18 protein-coding genes and 2 pseudogenes are annotated in these 15,974 nt (G+C 43.6%); 6 read left to right on the top strand and 14 right to left on the bottom strand.

Annotation, left to right across the window (positions count from 1 at the left end; all coding sequences use genetic code 11):
- Positions 1 to 72 precede the first annotated feature (72 nt).
- The 4 genes from H735_RS16990 to H735_RS16975 all read right to left on the bottom strand — a co-directional run bounded on the left by H735_RS16990 (position 73) and on the right by H735_RS16975 (position 2,016).
- Positions 73 to 510, bottom strand: coding sequence for a GNAT family N-acetyltransferase (locus tag H735_RS16990; RefSeq protein ID WP_020196295.1), 438 nt, complete (start codon positions 508 to 510; stop codon positions 73 to 75).
- Between the two features lie 46 nt (positions 511 to 556).
- Positions 557 to 1,078 (bottom strand): GNAT family N-acetyltransferase, encoded by a 522-nt coding sequence (locus tag H735_RS16985; RefSeq protein ID WP_020196296.1) that lies wholly within the window; start codon positions 1,076 to 1,078, stop codon positions 557 to 559.
- Positions 1,075 to 1,413 carry a DUF3465 domain-containing protein gene (locus H735_RS16980; RefSeq protein WP_020196297.1) on the bottom strand — a complete coding sequence of 113 codons (339 nt, stop codon included), beginning with the start codon at positions 1,411 to 1,413 and terminating at the stop codon, positions 1,075 to 1,077. Before H735_RS16980 ends, H735_RS16985 begins: the two co-directional genes overlap by 4 nt.
- Before the next feature lie 87 nt (positions 1,414 to 1,500).
- Positions 1,501 to 2,016, bottom strand: coding sequence for a hypothetical protein (locus H735_RS16975; RefSeq protein WP_020196298.1), 516 nt, complete (start codon positions 2,014 to 2,016; stop codon positions 1,501 to 1,503).
- Between the two features lie 291 nt (positions 2,017 to 2,307).
- Between H735_RS16975 and gloA the strand changes: the two genes are divergently transcribed.
- Positions 2,308 to 2,694 (top strand): lactoylglutathione lyase, encoded by a 387-nt coding sequence (gloA, locus tag H735_RS16970; RefSeq protein WP_020196299.1) that lies wholly within the window; start codon positions 2,308 to 2,310, stop codon positions 2,692 to 2,694.
- A gap of 11 nt (positions 2,695 to 2,705) precedes the next feature.
- Positions 2,706 to 3,806 carry an alkene reductase gene (locus H735_RS16965; protein WP_020196300.1) on the top strand — a complete coding sequence of 367 codons (1,101 nt, stop codon included), beginning with the start codon at positions 2,706 to 2,708 and terminating at the stop codon, positions 3,804 to 3,806.
- Between the two features lie 153 nt (positions 3,807 to 3,959).
- On the opposite strand, the gene nifW is transcribed toward H735_RS16965, so the two are convergent.
- Positions 3,960 to 4,235, bottom strand: a complete 276-nt coding sequence (gene nifW, locus H735_RS16960; RefSeq protein ID WP_005441361.1) for a nitrogenase-stabilizing/protective NifW family protein — start codon at positions 4,233 to 4,235, stop codon at positions 3,960 to 3,962.
- Positions 4,236 to 4,490: 255 nt separating this feature from the next.
- Between nifW and H735_RS16955 the strand changes: the two genes are divergently transcribed.
- On the top strand, positions 4,491 to 6,338 hold the full coding sequence (locus tag H735_RS16955) for an acyltransferase family protein (RefSeq protein WP_027726703.1): 1,848 nt from the start codon (positions 4,491 to 4,493) through the stop codon (positions 6,336 to 6,338).
- Between the two features lie 51 nt (positions 6,339 to 6,389).
- Here the strand turns inward: H735_RS16955 and H735_RS16950 are convergent, their stop codons facing one another.
- The 3 genes from H735_RS16950 to H735_RS30970 form a co-directional block, all read right to left on the bottom strand.
- Positions 6,390 to 6,860: an RES family NAD+ phosphorylase gene (locus tag H735_RS16950; protein ID WP_020196302.1), complete on the bottom strand. Its 471-nt coding sequence runs from the start codon at positions 6,858 to 6,860 to the stop codon at positions 6,390 to 6,392.
- 1 nt (position 6,861) lies between these two features.
- Entirely contained in the window at positions 6,862 to 7,314 is a 453-nt protein-coding gene (gene parS / locus H735_RS16945) for a type II RES/Xre toxin-antitoxin system antitoxin (RefSeq protein WP_005426938.1), read from the bottom strand.
- Positions 7,315 to 7,427: 113 nt separating this feature from the next.
- Positions 7,428 to 7,595, bottom strand: a complete 168-nt coding sequence (locus tag H735_RS30970; RefSeq protein WP_155399401.1) for a hypothetical protein — start codon at positions 7,593 to 7,595, stop codon at positions 7,428 to 7,430.
- Between the two features lie 111 nt (positions 7,596 to 7,706).
- Between H735_RS30970 and H735_RS16940 the strand changes: the two genes are divergently transcribed.
- Positions 7,707 to 8,186 (top strand): aminoacyl-tRNA deacylase, encoded by a 480-nt coding sequence (locus H735_RS16940; RefSeq protein WP_020196304.1) that lies wholly within the window; start codon positions 7,707 to 7,709, stop codon positions 8,184 to 8,186.
- An 87-nt stretch (positions 8,187 to 8,273) separates the two neighbouring features.
- Here H735_RS16940 and H735_RS16935 read toward each other — a convergent pair whose 3' ends face one another.
- Positions 8,274 to 9,251 (bottom strand): ribonuclease Z, encoded by a 978-nt coding sequence (locus H735_RS16935; protein WP_020196305.1) that lies wholly within the window; start codon positions 9,249 to 9,251, stop codon positions 8,274 to 8,276.
- A gap of 450 nt (positions 9,252 to 9,701) precedes the next feature.
- On the opposite strand from H735_RS16935, the pseudogene H735_RS16925 reads away from it, so the two are divergent.
- A pseudogene (locus H735_RS16925) lies at positions 9,702 to 10,405 on the top strand (outer membrane protein transport protein).
- On the opposite strand, the gene H735_RS31675 reads toward H735_RS16925, so the two are convergent.
- Positions 10,371 to 11,288, bottom strand: a complete 918-nt coding sequence (locus H735_RS31675; RefSeq protein WP_238320687.1) for a methyl-accepting chemotaxis protein — start codon at positions 11,286 to 11,288, stop codon at positions 10,371 to 10,373. The pseudogene H735_RS16925 and the gene H735_RS31675 sit on opposite strands and share 35 nt — an antisense overlap.
- Positions 11,285 to 11,842, bottom strand: coding sequence for a hypothetical protein (locus H735_RS31670; RefSeq protein ID WP_020196308.1), 558 nt, complete (start codon positions 11,840 to 11,842; stop codon positions 11,285 to 11,287). Before H735_RS31670 ends, H735_RS31675 begins: the two co-directional genes overlap by 4 nt.
- A gap of 427 nt (positions 11,843 to 12,269) precedes the next feature.
- Between H735_RS31670 and H735_RS16910 the strand changes: the two genes are divergently transcribed.
- Entirely contained in the window at positions 12,270 to 12,878 is a 609-nt protein-coding gene (locus H735_RS16910; RefSeq protein ID WP_009705265.1) for a response regulator transcription factor, read from the top strand.
- A gap of 21 nt (positions 12,879 to 12,899) precedes the next feature.
- On the opposite strand, the gene H735_RS16905 is transcribed toward H735_RS16910, so the two are convergent.
- The 3 genes and pseudogenes from H735_RS16905 to H735_RS16895 all read right to left on the bottom strand — a co-directional run bounded on the left by H735_RS16905 (position 12,900) and on the right by H735_RS16895 (position 15,970).
- Positions 12,900 to 13,787 carry a LysR family transcriptional regulator gene (locus H735_RS16905; RefSeq protein ID WP_027726705.1) on the bottom strand — a complete coding sequence of 296 codons (888 nt, stop codon included), beginning with the start codon at positions 13,785 to 13,787 and terminating at the stop codon, positions 12,900 to 12,902.
- 208 nt (positions 13,788 to 13,995) lie between these two features.
- Positions 13,996 to 15,297, bottom strand: a complete 1,302-nt coding sequence (locus H735_RS16900) for a GGDEF domain-containing protein (RefSeq protein WP_051122834.1) — start codon at positions 15,295 to 15,297, stop codon at positions 13,996 to 13,998.
- 73 nt (positions 15,298 to 15,370) lie between these two features.
- A pseudogene (locus H735_RS16895) lies at positions 15,371 to 15,970 on the bottom strand (response regulator).
- Positions 15,971 to 15,974 lie beyond the last annotated feature (4 nt).

The raw sequence follows: 15,974 nt of genomic DNA, 5'->3' as shown, positions 1-15,974 counted from the left end.
CGGCCATTACGGGTTTTCAAATTCTGAATCAGAGGGGTTAGCTGTGCTGACACCTTTTTCATGGTATGTGCGTTAGAGTTCGATGATTGCCAACATATCTTCACCATCTTCATCCATACCAACTTCTTCAAAACCTAACTGACTGTAGAAAGGCTTAGCGACTGGATTAGTCGGGTTGTAACAGATCTCTATATGTTTGAGATTGGGCGCTTGTTTGATCTCTTCGATTGCCAGTTTTAATGCAACTCGCCCTATTCCTTTGTTTTGGTGTTTGGCATCGACCATAAAACGCCAAATAGAAACTTTATCACTTGCTTCATGAACCCACATGAAAAAACCAACGGCTTCCTCGTCTAGATAGATTGCACGAACTACATGGCCTTCGTTGTAGAAAGACTCCACCAGCGACCACATGTTGCGTGCTACAAATTCTTCTTGTGGTTTCGTTACATCCAAGTCGCAGACGAGTTCATAGTTTTGTTTCGTAACCTCTCTCAGAGAGACATTCATGGCATCCTTTCCTTAATCATGTCTAATTCGATATTTTCTATGATGGTTAGTACATATACCCCAACCAATCGAGTGCACCCTTTGTCACTATTTGACCACGCAATGGTTTCACATAAAGGTCATTGAGCCTTTCTTCCGCGACGCCATAATTTTTGTGTTCGTGCACTCTCAACCAGGCCGCCTCTGCCTCAAAACACTGAAATCCGTTTTTTAGATAAAGCGATGGATCGTCAGCCACGAGAATGATGAAATCAACGTCTTTGTCTTGGGCATACTCTGTAACACGAGTAAGCATTGTTGAAGCGACACCTTTCCCTTGGAAGTCAGTATCAACGCATAAATCGATGATCCCCAACACTTTGGTTGGCTGTTCATTCAAGTTCATCACGCGATAGTCCAGCCCCATATAACCAATCAGCTTTGTACCCTGAAACTCAAGAGCACGATAATGAGGTAACTGCTTGTAATAAGATTGGTCTGACCGATGCTCAGGAAATGCGGCATTTCGCAAATGCTTGATGGCTAGATGCTCGGCGGGGCTTAAATCTAGCTCCGGAACAATGTTCATTGGTACGTTCGACCATTATGTTTCAACCAACCACCTTCGTGGCGTCCTTGTGGATCGTGGTGCGTCCAGTGCAAGACACCACCTTTTGAATTCCACTCATATTCACCATTAAATTCAATACGGTCACCAACGTTCAGATTCGCAACTCTTGGAGCCAAGTCAATATTGTGAGCAACCAAAAGCGTTTGGCGAGATTCTAGCTTAAGGATGAATTTTTGATGTCTCGAGCCAACGTTGTCATCTCGTAACACACGAATGACTACACCTGAACCTCGAACTTGTACATCGCTTTGCTGCGATTGATAAGCTTGCTTCAATACTTGGTCATTCGCCATTGATACACTCGGTATTACAGCCAAACTGCCGAGTATTAATGCCAATAGAAACTTACTTTTCTTCATAGTTTGTTGCCTTGTATTTCTCTAAATTCTGGTTTGAGTCATTGATTGAGCACTATCCGCTTGTTGGATTTCTTCTAGCTCTTTGATATCGATTTGATCGACTTCTCGATTGAGAATTCGTTTGTACTCAACAAGAGAGCTTGCATTGATGACCGGCAAAGTGAGCCCATGAAAATCGCGCTGTACGGATTCGGCCAAATTAATATCAAGCAATACCCATTGTTGGTTTGAGGTGCTGAAAATCTTCGTCCCCGGAGTCAATCCAATTTCGATTTTCTGGTTTTCATAAATCAGCTGAAGGTATTCTAAGTCCCACCCTTCTTCACAGTAGTGTTTAAGCGGTTTACTTACAAAAGGTTGAAAGAACGGTAGAAGCTCATGTACATCCTCTCTTTCAATATAGAGGTCAATGTCAGCAATAGGCCGAGAACCACCATGAAGGTGGGCGGCGAAACCTCCGACAATCTGGTAACGAATATCTTGCTTATCCAGTATTCCTTTCAGCCAAGACATTGCACGATACACTGATTCATTCATCCGCTGTCCTTTTGTTTCTATGAGTATGCATTCAATCCAATAATCAATCACTGTAAGTAATTTATATTAAAAATAAAAGGTTAAAGTGCCTCGCGCTTTTACTTCGATTAATGAGCCACCAAAATGATCAAATACCCTACGATTTTGATAACAGAATATTATACAAACAATAATCAATGATAATTTCATGTTTGCATGTAATACCTTTATCTTTAGCTTCAACAACGTTGCTTGTTGAAATGCCTTTGTCACTCCGACATTGCCTCACAAGCCGAGATAAGAAGGTTAAATATGAAATTTCTTCACACTATGATCCGCGTGACTGACCTGGATAAGTCCGTCGAGTTTTACACCAAAGTTCTTGGTATGAGCGAGCTTGATCGCTTCGAAAACACAGAATACCGCTACACTCTTGTGTTTGTCGGTAACGCAGACCAACCTGGAAGCGCGACGATTGAACTGACTTACAACTGGGACACAGACAGCTATGACCTAGGTAATGCGTTCGGTCACATGGCATTAGGTTGTGAAGATATTTACGCTGCATGCGACAAAATCAAAGCACTTGGTGGCAATGTCACTCGTGAACCAGTTCCAATGAAAGGCGGTGAAACTCATATCGCATTCATTAAAGACCCTGACGGTTACCAAATCGAATTGATTCAAACAAGCAAATAACGAGGTTAGTCATGAAAGATACATTATTTCAACCTGTACAACTTGGTTCTCTAACGCTTCAGAACCGTATCGTTATGCCACCAATGACTCGCTCTCGTGCAAGCCAACCTGGCAACGTCGCAAACGACATGATGGCTGAGTACTACGCACAGCGCGCATCTGCGGGGTTAATTGTTGCGGAAGGCACACAGATTTCACCTATGGGTCAAGGTTACGCTTGGACTCCGGGTATTTACAGCCAAGAACAAATCGCAGGTTGGAAAAAAGTCACTGACGCTGTACACGCAAAAGGCGGTGCGATCTTCGCTCAGCTTTGGCACGTAGGCCGTGTAACTCACCCTGACAACATCGGTGGTGAGCAGCCAATTTCTTCTTCTGCACTAAAAGCAGAAAACGTGAAAGTGTTTATCGATAACGGCACAGATGAGCCTGGTTTCGTTGACGTGGTAGAACCACGTGAGATGACGAAAGAAGACATCAAAGTGGTTATCGAAGAGTACCGTCAAGCGGCATTGAATGCGATTGAAGCGGGCTTTGATGGTATCGAACTGCACGCAGCAAACGGCTACCTTGTAAACCAGTTTATCGATTCTGAAGCAAACAACCGTACAGATGAATACGGTGGTTCAGTTGAAAACCGTCTACGTTTCTTGAGTGAAGTGGTTGAAGCGATGACTCAAGCGATTGGCGCTGATCGCGTTGGTGTTCGTCTTGCTCCGTTTACGTCACTAAACGGTACTGTAGATAAAACACCAGTAGAAACTTACACAGCTGCTGCGGCACTGCTTGATAAGCTAAACGTTGTTTACATGCACATTGCAGAAGTAGACTGGGATGACGCACCAGATACGCCTGCTGAGTTCAAAACAGCCGTTCGTGAAGCTTACAAAGGCACCATCATCTATGCTGGTCGCTACAACACAGAGAAAGCGGCTGAAGCTCTAGAAAGTGGCTTGGCAGATATGGTTGGCTTTGGACGTCCGTTCATCGCGAACCCTGACCTACCGAACCGTATCAAGAACGATTACCCGTTAACGGCTCACGATCCTGCGACGCTGTTTGGTGGTAACGAAAAAGGTCTGTTGGATTACCCGACTTACCAAGCAAACTAAACCGTTGAGCTTGCCTAGTTCAGCCGACTTATTTGAATAGGCAAGTTGAATAGACAAAAACCCCGCAGATGAGTTTGAATGCATCTGCGGGGTTTCTCTTTTTTTTTGCGCCCAGTGTTGTCTGACATTATGGCTTGGGTATTGAAATGGGTTCTAACGACGCTGACAAGAAGTGCAACCACGACAAGCCGAGCGTGTGGTTTTATCCAACAAACTTCGCTGCACTTTGCAGTATGCGTTCTTTAATGCACGGCGAGCCGCAAACCAATCTTCAGGCTTAGTCAGAATCAAATAGCCATTGAAGCGCTTTACTAACTCCACTCTGTGTTTATCAATAAAGCGGCTGTCAAAACCAATATCGAAGTAATCCAAAGCTTCTTCGATACAAGTAAAGCTGGCAATCTTGGCTTGAATATCGTTTTGGCTCATAGCCTCGTTTCTGAGTTTGTTCACTTAGTTCCGAGTATAAAAACTTCCGTTCAACCGTTCTTTGATTTACATCCGTAGCACGTCATTTTGCTAGAAACCGCTGAGTTTTAAATTTTCAAAATGAAAATCAATATAAGAAGTCATCCTGCAAAACTCTTCTCATCTTCAGAATGCTATTTAACTCACTGATTTTATGAGCCTAATTTTTGGTGCGCATTTTGCGTTAGTGAGTTTGTTGACTAGGGAGAGATGATGATGACTTACCGAGCAGAAATAGATGGATTAAGAGCGATTGCCGTCATATTGGTGATCTTCTTCCACGCAGACATCGAAGCGTTCGCTGGTGGCTTTATTGGCGTAGACGTGTTCTTCGTGATCAGTGGCTATTTAATTACCACAATTGTGATAAACGATTTGGATAAGAACCAATTCAGCCTTGCTGATTTCTACGAGCGCCGTATTCGTAGGATTCTGCCCTTACTGCTGCTGGTTATTGCAGTATGTTACCTACTCTCTTGGTGGTTGTTCCTTCCACATGCACACAAAGAGGTGGGCGAGTTTTCTGTGTCTTCCATTCTGTCCGCTTCTAATGTTTTGCTTTACCTCAAAGGGCACAATTATTTTGGGCTGGAAGAACAAGCCAATCCGCTCTTTCATACTTGGAGCTTAGGTGTGGAGGAACAATACTACATTGTAATCCCTCTTCTGCTTATGCTTCTGGCACGAGGCAAGCTCATGTCTTACCTCACCTTCTTCATTGCGGTGTTTGCATTAAGCCTGATGACTATTTGGTACGCCAGTGGTGATCCTGATTTCGCCTTTTACATGATTTTCTCCCGTGCGTGGGAACTGGCAGCGGGCTCTCTGATTGCCCTAGTGATGCGCAAAACCGTTATCAAACCCAACAACACCTTAGCTATGATTGGTTTAACGCTAGTTCTCGCCTCTGCTTTGTTGTTTGATAAATCAAAAGATGGCGCCGGGCTTATGCTATTAATCCCTGTGATTGGCACCGCACTTATTATCTTGTTCTCATCCAAAGACAATACGCTTGGTAAAGCTTTAAGTCTCAAATCGGTGGTTTTTATTGGGTTGATCAGCTATAGCCTTTATTTGTGGCACATTCCTTTCTTGGTTTTTTATCGCTACGTACTTACTGCCGGACAAGAGTTCAGCCTCGCGTTTTATCTAGTGGCTCTATTTGCCTTTTCTTACCTTACTTGGCGCTTTGTTGAAAAGCCTTTCCGTAGCCGCAAGAAAATCGGCATAAGCACACTTGCTGCTTCACTTGTGTTAGTCACCCTGCCGCTGCTTGCTTTTGGTGTCGTCGGTCATAAAAATGGAGGCTTTCCAGACCGTAGCGCATTTTTTGAAGCTATGCGCGTAAACAATGGTTACGGCATTGCATGTAATGGTAATACAACCATCAACGACACTTGTTCTTCATCTTCAGAGCCTACTGTCGCAGTATTGGGTAACAGCCACAGCATGGTCTTTGTTCAGCAACTCTCAAATGACACACCTACGGGGGTTGTCCAACTTACGCAAGATTCTTGTGCAGTGGGTTATGTCGACATGATTGCAGGAGTCAATAATCTATCGTGTCGAAGCTTCTTCACCGATGCAGTCGAAACTATTCGGGATACGCCTTCGATTCGACGTGTGGTGATTTCTTCTAACTTCAATAAAGAGCTCTCTAAGCAAGATTACCAAGCGTCGCTCACCCATCTATTGAACGAGTTAGAAGACAGAGAGATCGTTGTCTTTGGTCCGACACCTTCTGCACCGCATGCTATTGGCGAATGCTTATGGAAAGCGCAATTGTTTGGTGATAACAAAGGCAATGAATGTGACTTTGCACCGAAGCAGTCACACCCGCATCATGTAGCAACGCTGGCAGCGTACTTTGACCAATTTGAACATGTGGAGTTTGTCGACCTTACTAACTACATCTGCCAACAGGGCAAATGCGCAATGAAAGTGGGCAGCAACAATGCCATGTACACCGATGCAAGCCACCTCTCTTACAAAGGCGCAGAAATTGTATTGAGTAGCTATCAGAAGGCGTTGAGTGACAATCAACAACTCACTGCTCAGCATTAACCCAATGACAAAAGAAAGAGAGCTCAGCGCTAATCCAAACGCTGAGCTTTTTTATTTAAAGATTCGTGGGTCGAAAGCAAAATCAAGCTTCTCTGCTTTCTTCAGGATGTCTTTCATCTTGGGATGGTTTGGATTGACGACGTAGTTGTTGTCACGAGGAGAAATTGTCGAAGGTACTTGCAGTGCAGCAAACTCAGGATGTGGATCGTTGAGAAACTGGTCGCCGATGTATTGTGTGGATTCACTAGCAGGAATGGAGCGCCAAGTGACTGGTAAGTCTTCTTCATCCAGTGCAGCAATTAAGTACTCTGGCATCTCGATACGATACAAATCGTAAAGCTTGGTGATCGCCGGATCGTTGTTTACATGAACGAAAACTTCTAACGAGCAAAGAGATTCGGATTGAGAAAAGTACAGTGCTTCGGTTCCTTTCGAGTTCCATCGCCCACCGAATAGCTTGGCACCGATTGGGCTAAATGGAGACTCACAGAACTTCTTTTGAGTCAGTCGATAGAGCTTCATATTACGAGAATACCCCGTGCTCTAGTCGTCCAATCAAATCTTTGACGATTTCAAAATCAACCGTGGTTGAAACCATGTCTAGTGGGCGCTTGCCACCCAAACCATAAACATTCTCACGCATCCAACCTAGTGCGCGTTCTTCATCATCAAACAGTTCTGTTGCTAGCTTAAGTAGCATCGCTAAACGATAGATGGCATCACTCTCTTGCGTGTTGAAGCGCTCTTCGTTTTTGAGTCGACGTTTGATGGTGCTCACCGGGATCAATGTAACGTGTTGGAATTCGCTTTGAGAAAGCTTCACACGCTCGACGATATTACGGTATACCTTTGGCTCAAAGCCTTTATGAACCGCATCGGTACGGCCGGTTTCGGCATCTTCAATGCCCAGCATAAACCAAAAGTTTGCCTTATGAGGCAGCTTCGGTTTAAAGCTTTTTAATGTTGCTGTTGCCATACTGAGCTCCTATAGACCAAATGGTCTTAATATTATGGTCCATATGAGCTCAATTATCAATCGTACAAAATGCAGCCACAGTAAAACAGGCACGAATCAGAGCAAGAGAAACGTTAAGGCTTGTCTACGCCTGCGTATTTCACCCTAGAAAGCAACGCCATATCGCGATTCCAAGTGGCGAGATCGTGTTGATTAAACTTGCTGAGATCATCGTGTCCACAAGCCCTTGCCATCACTTGCATCAGCTCAACCGAGGCTTCAATTTTGCTTCCCTTTTTCAATGCCATACTCCGTGGTTGGCTTTCAGTAAGCGTAGAACAGCTCAAGTAAAGCGTCAGGGGAATAGCGATTTACCTATACTTTATGTGGGTCTCAAAACTCAGGAGGCTAACATGACCATGTCAACCCGGCTCGACCACTATTTGACTGAGCACCATATTCACTTTCAAACCGTGAACCACAGTCATAGTAATAGCTCGCTGCAAAGCGGTGTTGCAGCGGGTGTCCCTCTCAATAACTTGGCAAAAAGCGTGACTTTGGAAGATCACCAAGGTCGTCATATGATGGCTGTCTTGCCTGCGAATAATAAAATCAGCTTGTCTCGATTGAATGACGAGCTCAATGCCTCTTTCCATTTAATCAAAGAAAGAGAAGTCTATCGTTTGTTTACCGATTGCGATAACGGCGCGATACCTCCGGTGGGTAGCGGTTATCACATGGCAACCATTTGCGATGAAATGCTCGCCAATTTAGAGCATGTGTATTTGGAAGCAGGCGATCACAAAACCTTGATTAAGTTGGATAAAGAAGCGTTCCGTGAACTGATGGGAGAAAGTCGTTTTCTACGCTTTAGTAGTCAGGTATTTCATTAGTCTTAAGCTGCATTGAATGCAGTGCCTAGAACAAGTTGGCTCTTGTTGTGACGATTTCATTTTGAATTGCTTTCGCGACAAGAGCCTTTATTCGTTCTTATCTTTAGCGTCTTTAACCTCCTCAACCAAACCCGCCCTGTCAATTCGATAATGGGCGAGATCGTGAGCAAGAAAGAGGTGACCAGAGTAAGCGGTTTGAGCTTCTTTCCGAATCTGCTCGATCGACACTTCCGCTTCAGGGCTGAATTGATAGCGAGGACTAAAGTGAGTGAGAATCAAGCTCGGAATTTGCTTTGTCTGCGCATAACTGGCAACTTGTGAGGAATAGGCGTGACCGACTTCTCCTGCTCGCTCTTTCATCGCTTCTGAGTACGTTGATTCGTGTACCAACAGATGCGCGCCTTCAATTAGACTATCGAGCTTCTCTGGTTTGTCGTTATCACCACAAATGATCGCTTTTCTCGGTGGATGTGCAAGCTTAGTAAACGCCTTACTCATTAAGGTTTGACCTTGGAACTCCACATCATTACCCCGCACAAGTTCTCCCCAGATAGGTCCCCTCGGAATGTTCGATTGCTCAAGCTTATCAATGTCTGGATACATGCGAATAGTTGATTCTTCAAAACAGTAAGCAAAGCTAGGAACACGATGGGAAAGTGCGGTAGCGGTAAACGTAAACTGACCAATTTCAATCGAATCAAACTGCTCGACTTCAATGAAATGAAGCTCAAATGGCAGATAGAGTTTGGTGAACGCTTGAGTCGCTTCAAACCACTGTTTAATCCCCTCTGGCGCAATGACCGTCAGAGGATCTTTGCGGTTGTTCATGCCTGCACTGGCGAGCAAGCCCGGTAAACCATAGCAATGGTCGCCGTGAATATGAGTAATACAGATAGCTCGCAAGTAATTCAGTGATAACGGAGTGTGTAGCAATTGGTGTTGAGTCGCCTCTCCACAGTCAATCAGAAACCACCCTTTCCCCTTGCTCTCCAGCAAAGCAGTCGCAGAAACATTACGGGATTTAGTTGGAACCCCAGAGGACGTTCCTAAGAAATACAGCTCCATATGACTTTCCATTCCTTAAGTAAAAGCTCTAATCACTCATAAGGTTTAGCATTCGATTCAGTGATAAATTGCATGATTCTGACCGATTTTAACACTAAGCTTTAAATATCAATTAAACACCCATTTAAAACAAGCGTACAAAAATACACTAATTACCACTCGCCATTCTATAACATTTAAGCCGTACTTTTTGAGTGGACATCAAACACCATAGGGCTATTTCGTGAAAAATCCACGATGTATAAATCGAGCTTAACTATAACATTTACAGATATTTACACCAAAAAATACAAACCATTAGTTATATGAGATGGTAATAACAAATCCTGAAATTTAACGTTACGAATATGTTAATTATTTTTATGCTTGAGCTGAGTGTTTAGCAAATAACCTACTCATCCCCTGTATAGGTTATCAGGCACTTTTATTTAAAACGCATCCTAAAAACACATGGAGTTTCAGAGTGATATGAAGACAAGGAATGCAAAACTCGCGCTTGCAATAGGTATAGCGCTCAGCTCCCCTAAGTTATACGCCGCTGGATTTCAATTATCCGAACATTCAGCCGCTGGCCTAGGGCGCGCTAATGCAGGCGAAGCCGCCATAGCAGACGGTGCATCGGTAGTCGCACATAACCTGCAGCCATTACGCTGTTCGATTCTTATCAATTGTCCGTAGGTGCTGCTTACATCATGCCAGAGGTTCGCGTAACCGGTAACGGACCTTCAGAATCCTTCAATAATCAGCTAACCAACAATGACGTCGTCGACAATGTGGTTGTGCCATCTTTTTATATCGCAGCCCCAATCAATGACTCGTGGTCCTGGGGGCTTGGTATCTTCACTGACTTTGGATTGGCAACCGAATACCCTGATGACTACTTAGCCGGACCGATTGGTGGGGAAACCAGTTTAGAAACGATTAATTTTAACCCCACCATCGCCTACCGAATCAACGATGAGTTCAGTGTCGGCGCTGGCGCTAGCGTTGTTTATGGTAAAGCCAAGCTCACACGTACGTTGGGTATTCTTGCCGATGCGGTTAATGCTGATACGGGCGCAAATTTTGCTCGTACCGACGTGGCGAAATCACTCGATGGTGATGGCTGGGGTTACGGTTTTAACCTCGGCGCACTTCATCCGCAACGACTGTAAATCCACGTCCTTGGTCACCAGCCCTTGCAGCCTCAATCGCTACGTTTAATGCAAGTAAGTTGGTTTGCTCTGCGATGGTTTGGATGACTTGGGTGATGTCTGCGACTTCGGCCGTACCATTGGACAATGTCGCAACTTTCTGGCTCATAGTGCCCATTTGACTTGCTAATCCACCTACTTGCTCAGTCGCACTTTGCAGGACAACTTGCCCCTGTTCAGACAACTCCGATGCCACTTCGGCTTCACGAGACGCACCATTCGCATTTTGTGCAACTTCAGCGATCGCCACCGTCATCTCGTTAACCGCAGTTGCGACTTGGTCAGTTTCCATTTGTTGCGATTGCGCATTGCTTAATATCTCAGAGTTTACGGCTGATAATTCTTCGGAAGCGGAAGCAAGAAGATCACTGCATGAAATGACCTCAGAAACGGTTTTATACAACTGCTCTTCCATGTGATGTAGAGCATCAAGCATTTCTGCTACCTCGTCGCTCCCCTTCACTTGTTGCTGCTCTGCAGAGATTTCACCGCGGCTCAACTTCTCAGCGACTTGCTTTGCGAACAAGACATTGTTGGTAATATCGCGAGATATAAACACGCACAGCAAAGACAAAGCCGGAAATCCGATGAACAGCGCTAATGCTACGTTAATCGTGGCTTCTTCAGTGGTCCGTTGTATCTCTTCTTTTAGTACGTTCTGGTCATTGACGGCGTCTGTTTTAATACCGTTGATCTTTTCTGAAATATCAAAACCAATCTCTTTTAACACGTCCCATCGAGCATTTCTTTCTCGAATTAACACAGCTACCTGAGACAAAGAACTCGCAAAGCTGTCGGTTAATGCATTTAACTGCTCTTGATTAACATAACCAAGTTGCGTCAAATACAATTTCCACTCGTCAAGCTTTGATTCAAACTGCTCTCATTATTGGTCAATAAGTATTCTGTCGCTTCTTGTGTTAGCGCTTTAAACACTAAGGTGGCGTCAGCAAGTTCCGCACGATATTGCGTTACATCGGTCGCTTCAGAAAGACGTTTTTCTAATTTTGATTCCACTTGCTTTTGAAAAGAGACAAGTTCGGCAACCTTTAGATCTCGCTCTTTCATTAAGCGAGAAACGTCATTTAGATTTTCCATGTAGCGAACCAATTCAAAAGTCACTTTTTCAAATCGAGTTTTACGCTCTGGATCGAAGGCATTTTCAGCCTGCTTTTGGGCTTCTTGAAGGGCGAATTTTAACGCTTCCATCGATTGAGAGAAAAATTGTGGATCGCGATTCGTCCGATACGTCAATGCATTGGTTCGAGCAGTCAAAAGGTTCGTTTCGATTTCGGTTGCTTCAAACGCAGTGGTATTGATGGTTTGAAAATGAATAAAATTATTGTTGATGTGTTTGGTGGTAACAATACCAACCGCGGTGATTGCAAATAGCACCAAAATAACGGCACTTAAAATCAGGTAAAACTTATGTTTTATTTTTTAATCTTGTTTAGCATTCCGCCTAACTCCGTGAGAACAGCAAGAATGAAATACTAAAAACCCATGGATTCAGGTGCAAACTTGCCAATCAAAGCGAAACGCCCTACCTAGTTGTTATCATTGAATTTATTTCATAATGTCAGCTTTTTCCCCGACGAAAAACAAAGATTGATACGTCAATGTAAGACCGTCATTCTCTCACGCGCTATCTAATTGATTCTATTATTTTTAGCGTGACACTTTCTCATATACGAGACGCACCTTTTCAAATAATGAAATTGTCATTTTCACCCACTCCTCACGGATTTTTCCTACAATCCTACCTCATTAAATAAGTGCTGAAAGGAAGCGGCAAGTAAATTGAAATATAAGGCGAGGCACAAATATGAATAACGTTCTTATTATCGACGACCAACCGTTATATAGCGAAGCACTCGCTTCTCTTGTTCAAACCGCTTTCCAATCTGTTAACGTCGTGGAGTCAACAGACAGCGCTGAAGTTATGGAAATCATTCGTAACCAACCTGTAGATTTGGTTATATTAGACGTCGTACTAGGTGACCGAGATGGCATGCGCTTGGCTAAGAACATATTAGCGACAGGCTATCAAGGTAAAATCTTGTTTATTTCTTCTCGTGATTATTCAAGTTTATCTAAAGCCGCATTTGAAATGGGCGCACACGGCTTTTTAAATAAGAATGAAGCGAAAGCCACCATTATGGATGCCATCGTCAGTGTGACACGTGGATATTCGATGTTTAAAGCGACACATAACCAATCATCGGGTAACGTCACTTTATCTAATCGTGAAGCAATGGTGTTCCACTACCTTGCCCAAGGTTACTCAAATAAGAAGATCTCTGAGCAACTGTCACTGAGTGCTAAGACCATCAGTACGTACAAAACTCGAATCTTGAAGAAGTATCATGCTGAGTCTGTCGTAGAACTTCTCAACACCCTTCCTCAAGAAGAGTGTGGCAGTCTTTGTTGCTAGTTTAGCTTCCAAGTAGTCTGGTTAGGTAATTACGTATCTCGCGATAGCATCAGTTAATAGCTGGTGCATTGAGTTGTAGCGATGAGTTTGCTTCATTTGTACCACCACTTTTGGGCGCCCTTCAGGGTAGAAGGTTTCAGGTACAGGAATAAAATGAAAACCATCAATCGGTTTTTGATACTCCAGCAAAATTGTCGCTGCAGCCCTTGCTCTGATCACCTGGAGTAAGCTGGTGATATTCCCAATAGTCGCAACCCGGTCAATATTCAATCCGCCCTGCTCAAGCGCTCGCTTGGTGACTTGCTCCCTATCCTTCCAACCTGCGAGCTCAAGCAGAATGAACTTAAGCTCACACGCTTTTTCTAGATCGGTAATGCCCAGTTCTTCAGGCACGACAATAACGGCTGGCGCGTAACCGATAAACTGTTGATGAATGGATTTTGGGTATTCTTCATTAAAATAGTGCAGTTGCATGTCTACTTTGTCTTCAAGAATATCGTCAATCGTATTATCGGTGCTGCTTGCCAAATTAACGTAAGCATTTGGAAACAAATCCATTAAGTCACGTAAAAGCAAGTGACCAAAAGATTGTTGCGCGGATTGCGGTAAGCAAATAGTGATGCTCTTTTCATAAGACAGGGGCTCAAACTCTCGTCTTACGAGACAAGACTCAAGCTGGTCGAGGGCATCTGTGATTTCTGGCAATTTTCGTTTCAAATAATCTGTCGGTTCAAAGTGATGAGCGTGACGAATGAAAAGCTCATCTTCCAGTTGTGTTCGCAAACGAGTGAGATATTTACTGATAGATGCTTCGCTTTTACCCAACGCTTTCGCAACAGGCTTTAGTTGTCGATGTCGTTCTAGCAGCACCAGTATTTTGAGGAGATTTAGGTCTAGATCTTTATTCACAGCGCGGTTACCAAATAGAATCAAAGATTAAAATTGTGATTTTTATAATTACCTTCAGCCAAATACAAATAAAGCAGCCTTTGCATATGCTGCTTTATTATAAAAGACCAAAGTCACGTTTTGGTCAAGTTTATCAAACTCTCACATCGCCACTTACTGACATTTAAGTCATTTACTACAATTTGCAGACATAAGACACTGTCTCAATTTAACATCTCTTGCGCTTACACTCGTACAAATCTTCGTCAGCAAGCATGATGACATCTTTCAAGGTCTCGTGCTCGGTGCTCATGGCAATACCAGTACTTACGCTAACGTCGATATCTAAGCTCTTTAAACGGTTCTCCTTCACCACTGAACGTAGTATCTTGGCCAGCATTAGCGACTTACTTTCACTGCAACCAGGGAGAATCGCGATAAACTCATCGCCACCTGTCCGAATCAGATAATCCGTCGCTCTAAAGACTTTTTTCATCGCATCCGCAATTATCGAGATGACCTCGTCACCAACATGGTGGCCGTATTTATCGTTGATGCGTTTTACTCTGTCGCCATCAATCGCAATGACAGTGAAAGTGGTCATCTTAATCTTGTTCTTGAATGCCCGCTCTTTAAAGACCTTACGATTAAACAACTCGGGGAGCTCGTCTTTGGTTGCATCGCTAATTGCATTTGCTAGCTGAATCTTACTCTCTTTAGATTCCTGCGCCTTGGAGTAATAACCAAATATCACCGCGAACATAATCAGGTACAAGAACCCAAAATCGATCAGTATTTTACTAAACGGATACTTATAAACGATGAGGTTATTGTTATCCGCAACGTAGGTCTGCGTGTAAGCAAAATCTGGCCATGGGTAATGCGGGAAATAGACCACAACGTGTTTGTTACCATTATTAATGTCTACCGTGAGTGCTTTACCCTCCGCTCTCAAAGAATCAAGAAATATCTGTTCCCCAAACTCTCCGACAATCTGTCCTTGGTAATACACAGGGCTAATGACACTGAATGCCCTACTGTCCGAATAAGTGGTTTTAAACGGCTGTGAAATCAAAATCCGATCGGCTAATTGATCTTTCCATGCCGCCAAGACGCACGAGTTAGTTTCTTTACACCAATCAACATCAAATGGTGCTGCTAAGTTCTCGAGCTCTTCGATTGGATTTTCAAGAATAAACTTGTTAGCGGTATAGGAACGAAAGTAAAGCACCACGTCAATTCGTTCATAAACGTTTGATAGGTAGCCTTCGGCTTCATGTAAAACTTTACGCGCGACTGATTCCACATAATCAAGCTCACTTCCTGTTTCAAGCGCATAAACTGCATCTTGGAAGCTAAACTCCGTAAGCTCTCCAATTTCCTTTGCCGTTTTTCCCTCGTAACGAGCCAATTCAGATTCCATGAGCAGACCAAGCAAGGTTACCTTCTGCTTGGTCTTAGAAATTCCCTGAGTGTAGATCTTAAATTGTTTCACCTCATGAGAGATCAGCATAGCGCCAATCATGGTCATTGAGGTTGTAAACAAAAGCGTGGCAAAGAAAAAAGACAAATAGATGTTTTTTTTGAATTCATCCTTTCTCCTGTTAAGTGCTCACAACTTTTGCCAGTTCAACAATGTTTTTTACGTTGAACTTATCCAGAACGCCTCGCTTGTAGGTACTAACGGTCTTGTCGCTGGTAGACAGGACATCCGCGATATCTCGGTTACTCTTTCCTTGCTGTAGTAACTTCATTACCGCGCTTTCACGGCTGGATAACATTGGCACATTTCGGTGTTCTTCTACCGTTTGTTTGAATTTGAAGAACGAGTACCCTTTCGCTACGGCTTCTATCGCACCTTTCAAAATTTCATGGTTTTCGGACTTACACACATAACCATCAGCACCCGAGCGAAACGCCATCTAGCTATACATGTGGCTAGTCTCAGCAGAGAAGAAGATGACCTTGCCACTAAAACCGTGAGATTTAATACGCTTATAAAAATCGTACCCATCACAGTCCGCGAGATTGACATCCAAAATGAGCAAACCGATATCCGATTCTTTCAGTGTTTTTAGTGCGTCTTTTGAGCTTGTTGTCGTCATAACCTCATTTGCAATGCCTAGGCTTTCGACCAAGGATTTAATTGCAATACGAACCAGTGGGTGATCATCAAAGATCAAGCAGTTCATTTTATTCATCATCCTT

The organism is Vibrio owensii CAIM 1854 = LMG 25443, from assembly GCF_000817815.1.
GTDB lineage: Bacteria > Pseudomonadota > Gammaproteobacteria > Enterobacterales > Vibrionaceae > Vibrio > Vibrio owensii.
This window is presented reverse-complemented; position numbering and strand designations above follow the sequence as displayed.

Bases quoted from the DNA above. Each gene is read 5' to 3' on its own strand.
- H735_RS16990 (WP_020196295.1), bottom strand. From the start codon at position 510: ATGAATGTCTCTCTGAGAGAGGTTACGAAACAAAACTATGAACTCGTC.
- H735_RS16985 (WP_020196296.1), bottom strand. From the start codon at position 1,078: ATGAACATTGTTCCGGAGCTAGATTTAAGCCCCGCCGAGCATCTAGCC.
- H735_RS16980 (WP_020196297.1), bottom strand. From the start codon at position 1,413: ATGGCGAATGACCAAGTATTGAAGCAAGCTTATCAATCGCAGCAAAGC.
- H735_RS16975 (WP_020196298.1), bottom strand. From the start codon at position 2,016: ATGAATGAATCAGTGTATCGTGCAATGTCTTGGCTGAAAGGAATACTG.
- gloA (WP_020196299.1), top strand. From the start codon at position 2,308: ATGAAATTTCTTCACACTATGATCCGCGTGACTGACCTGGATAAGTCC.
- H735_RS16965 (WP_020196300.1), top strand. From the start codon at position 2,706: ATGAAAGATACATTATTTCAACCTGTACAACTTGGTTCTCTAACGCTT.
- nifW (WP_005441361.1), bottom strand. From the start codon at position 4,235: ATGAGCCAAAACGATATTCAAGCCAAGATTGCCAGCTTTACTTGTATC.
- H735_RS16955 (WP_027726703.1), top strand. From the start codon at position 4,491: ATGACTTACCGAGCAGAAATAGATGGATTAAGAGCGATTGCCGTCATA.
- H735_RS16950 (WP_020196302.1), bottom strand. From the start codon at position 6,860: ATGAAGCTCTATCGACTGACTCAAAAGAAGTTCTGTGAGTCTCCATTT.
- parS (WP_005426938.1), bottom strand. From the start codon at position 7,314: ATGGCAACAGCAACATTAAAAAGCTTTAAACCGAAGCTGCCTCATAAG.
- H735_RS16940 (WP_020196304.1), top strand. From the start codon at position 7,707: ATGACCATGTCAACCCGGCTCGACCACTATTTGACTGAGCACCATATT.
- H735_RS16935 (WP_020196305.1), bottom strand. From the start codon at position 9,251: ATGGAGCTGTATTTCTTAGGAACGTCCTCTGGGGTTCCAACTAAATCC.
- H735_RS16910 (WP_009705265.1), top strand. From the start codon at position 12,270: ATGAATAACGTTCTTATTATCGACGACCAACCGTTATATAGCGAAGCA.
- H735_RS16900 (WP_051122834.1), bottom strand. From the start codon at position 15,297: ATGACCATGATTGGCGCTATGCTGATCTCTCATGAGGTGAAACAATTT.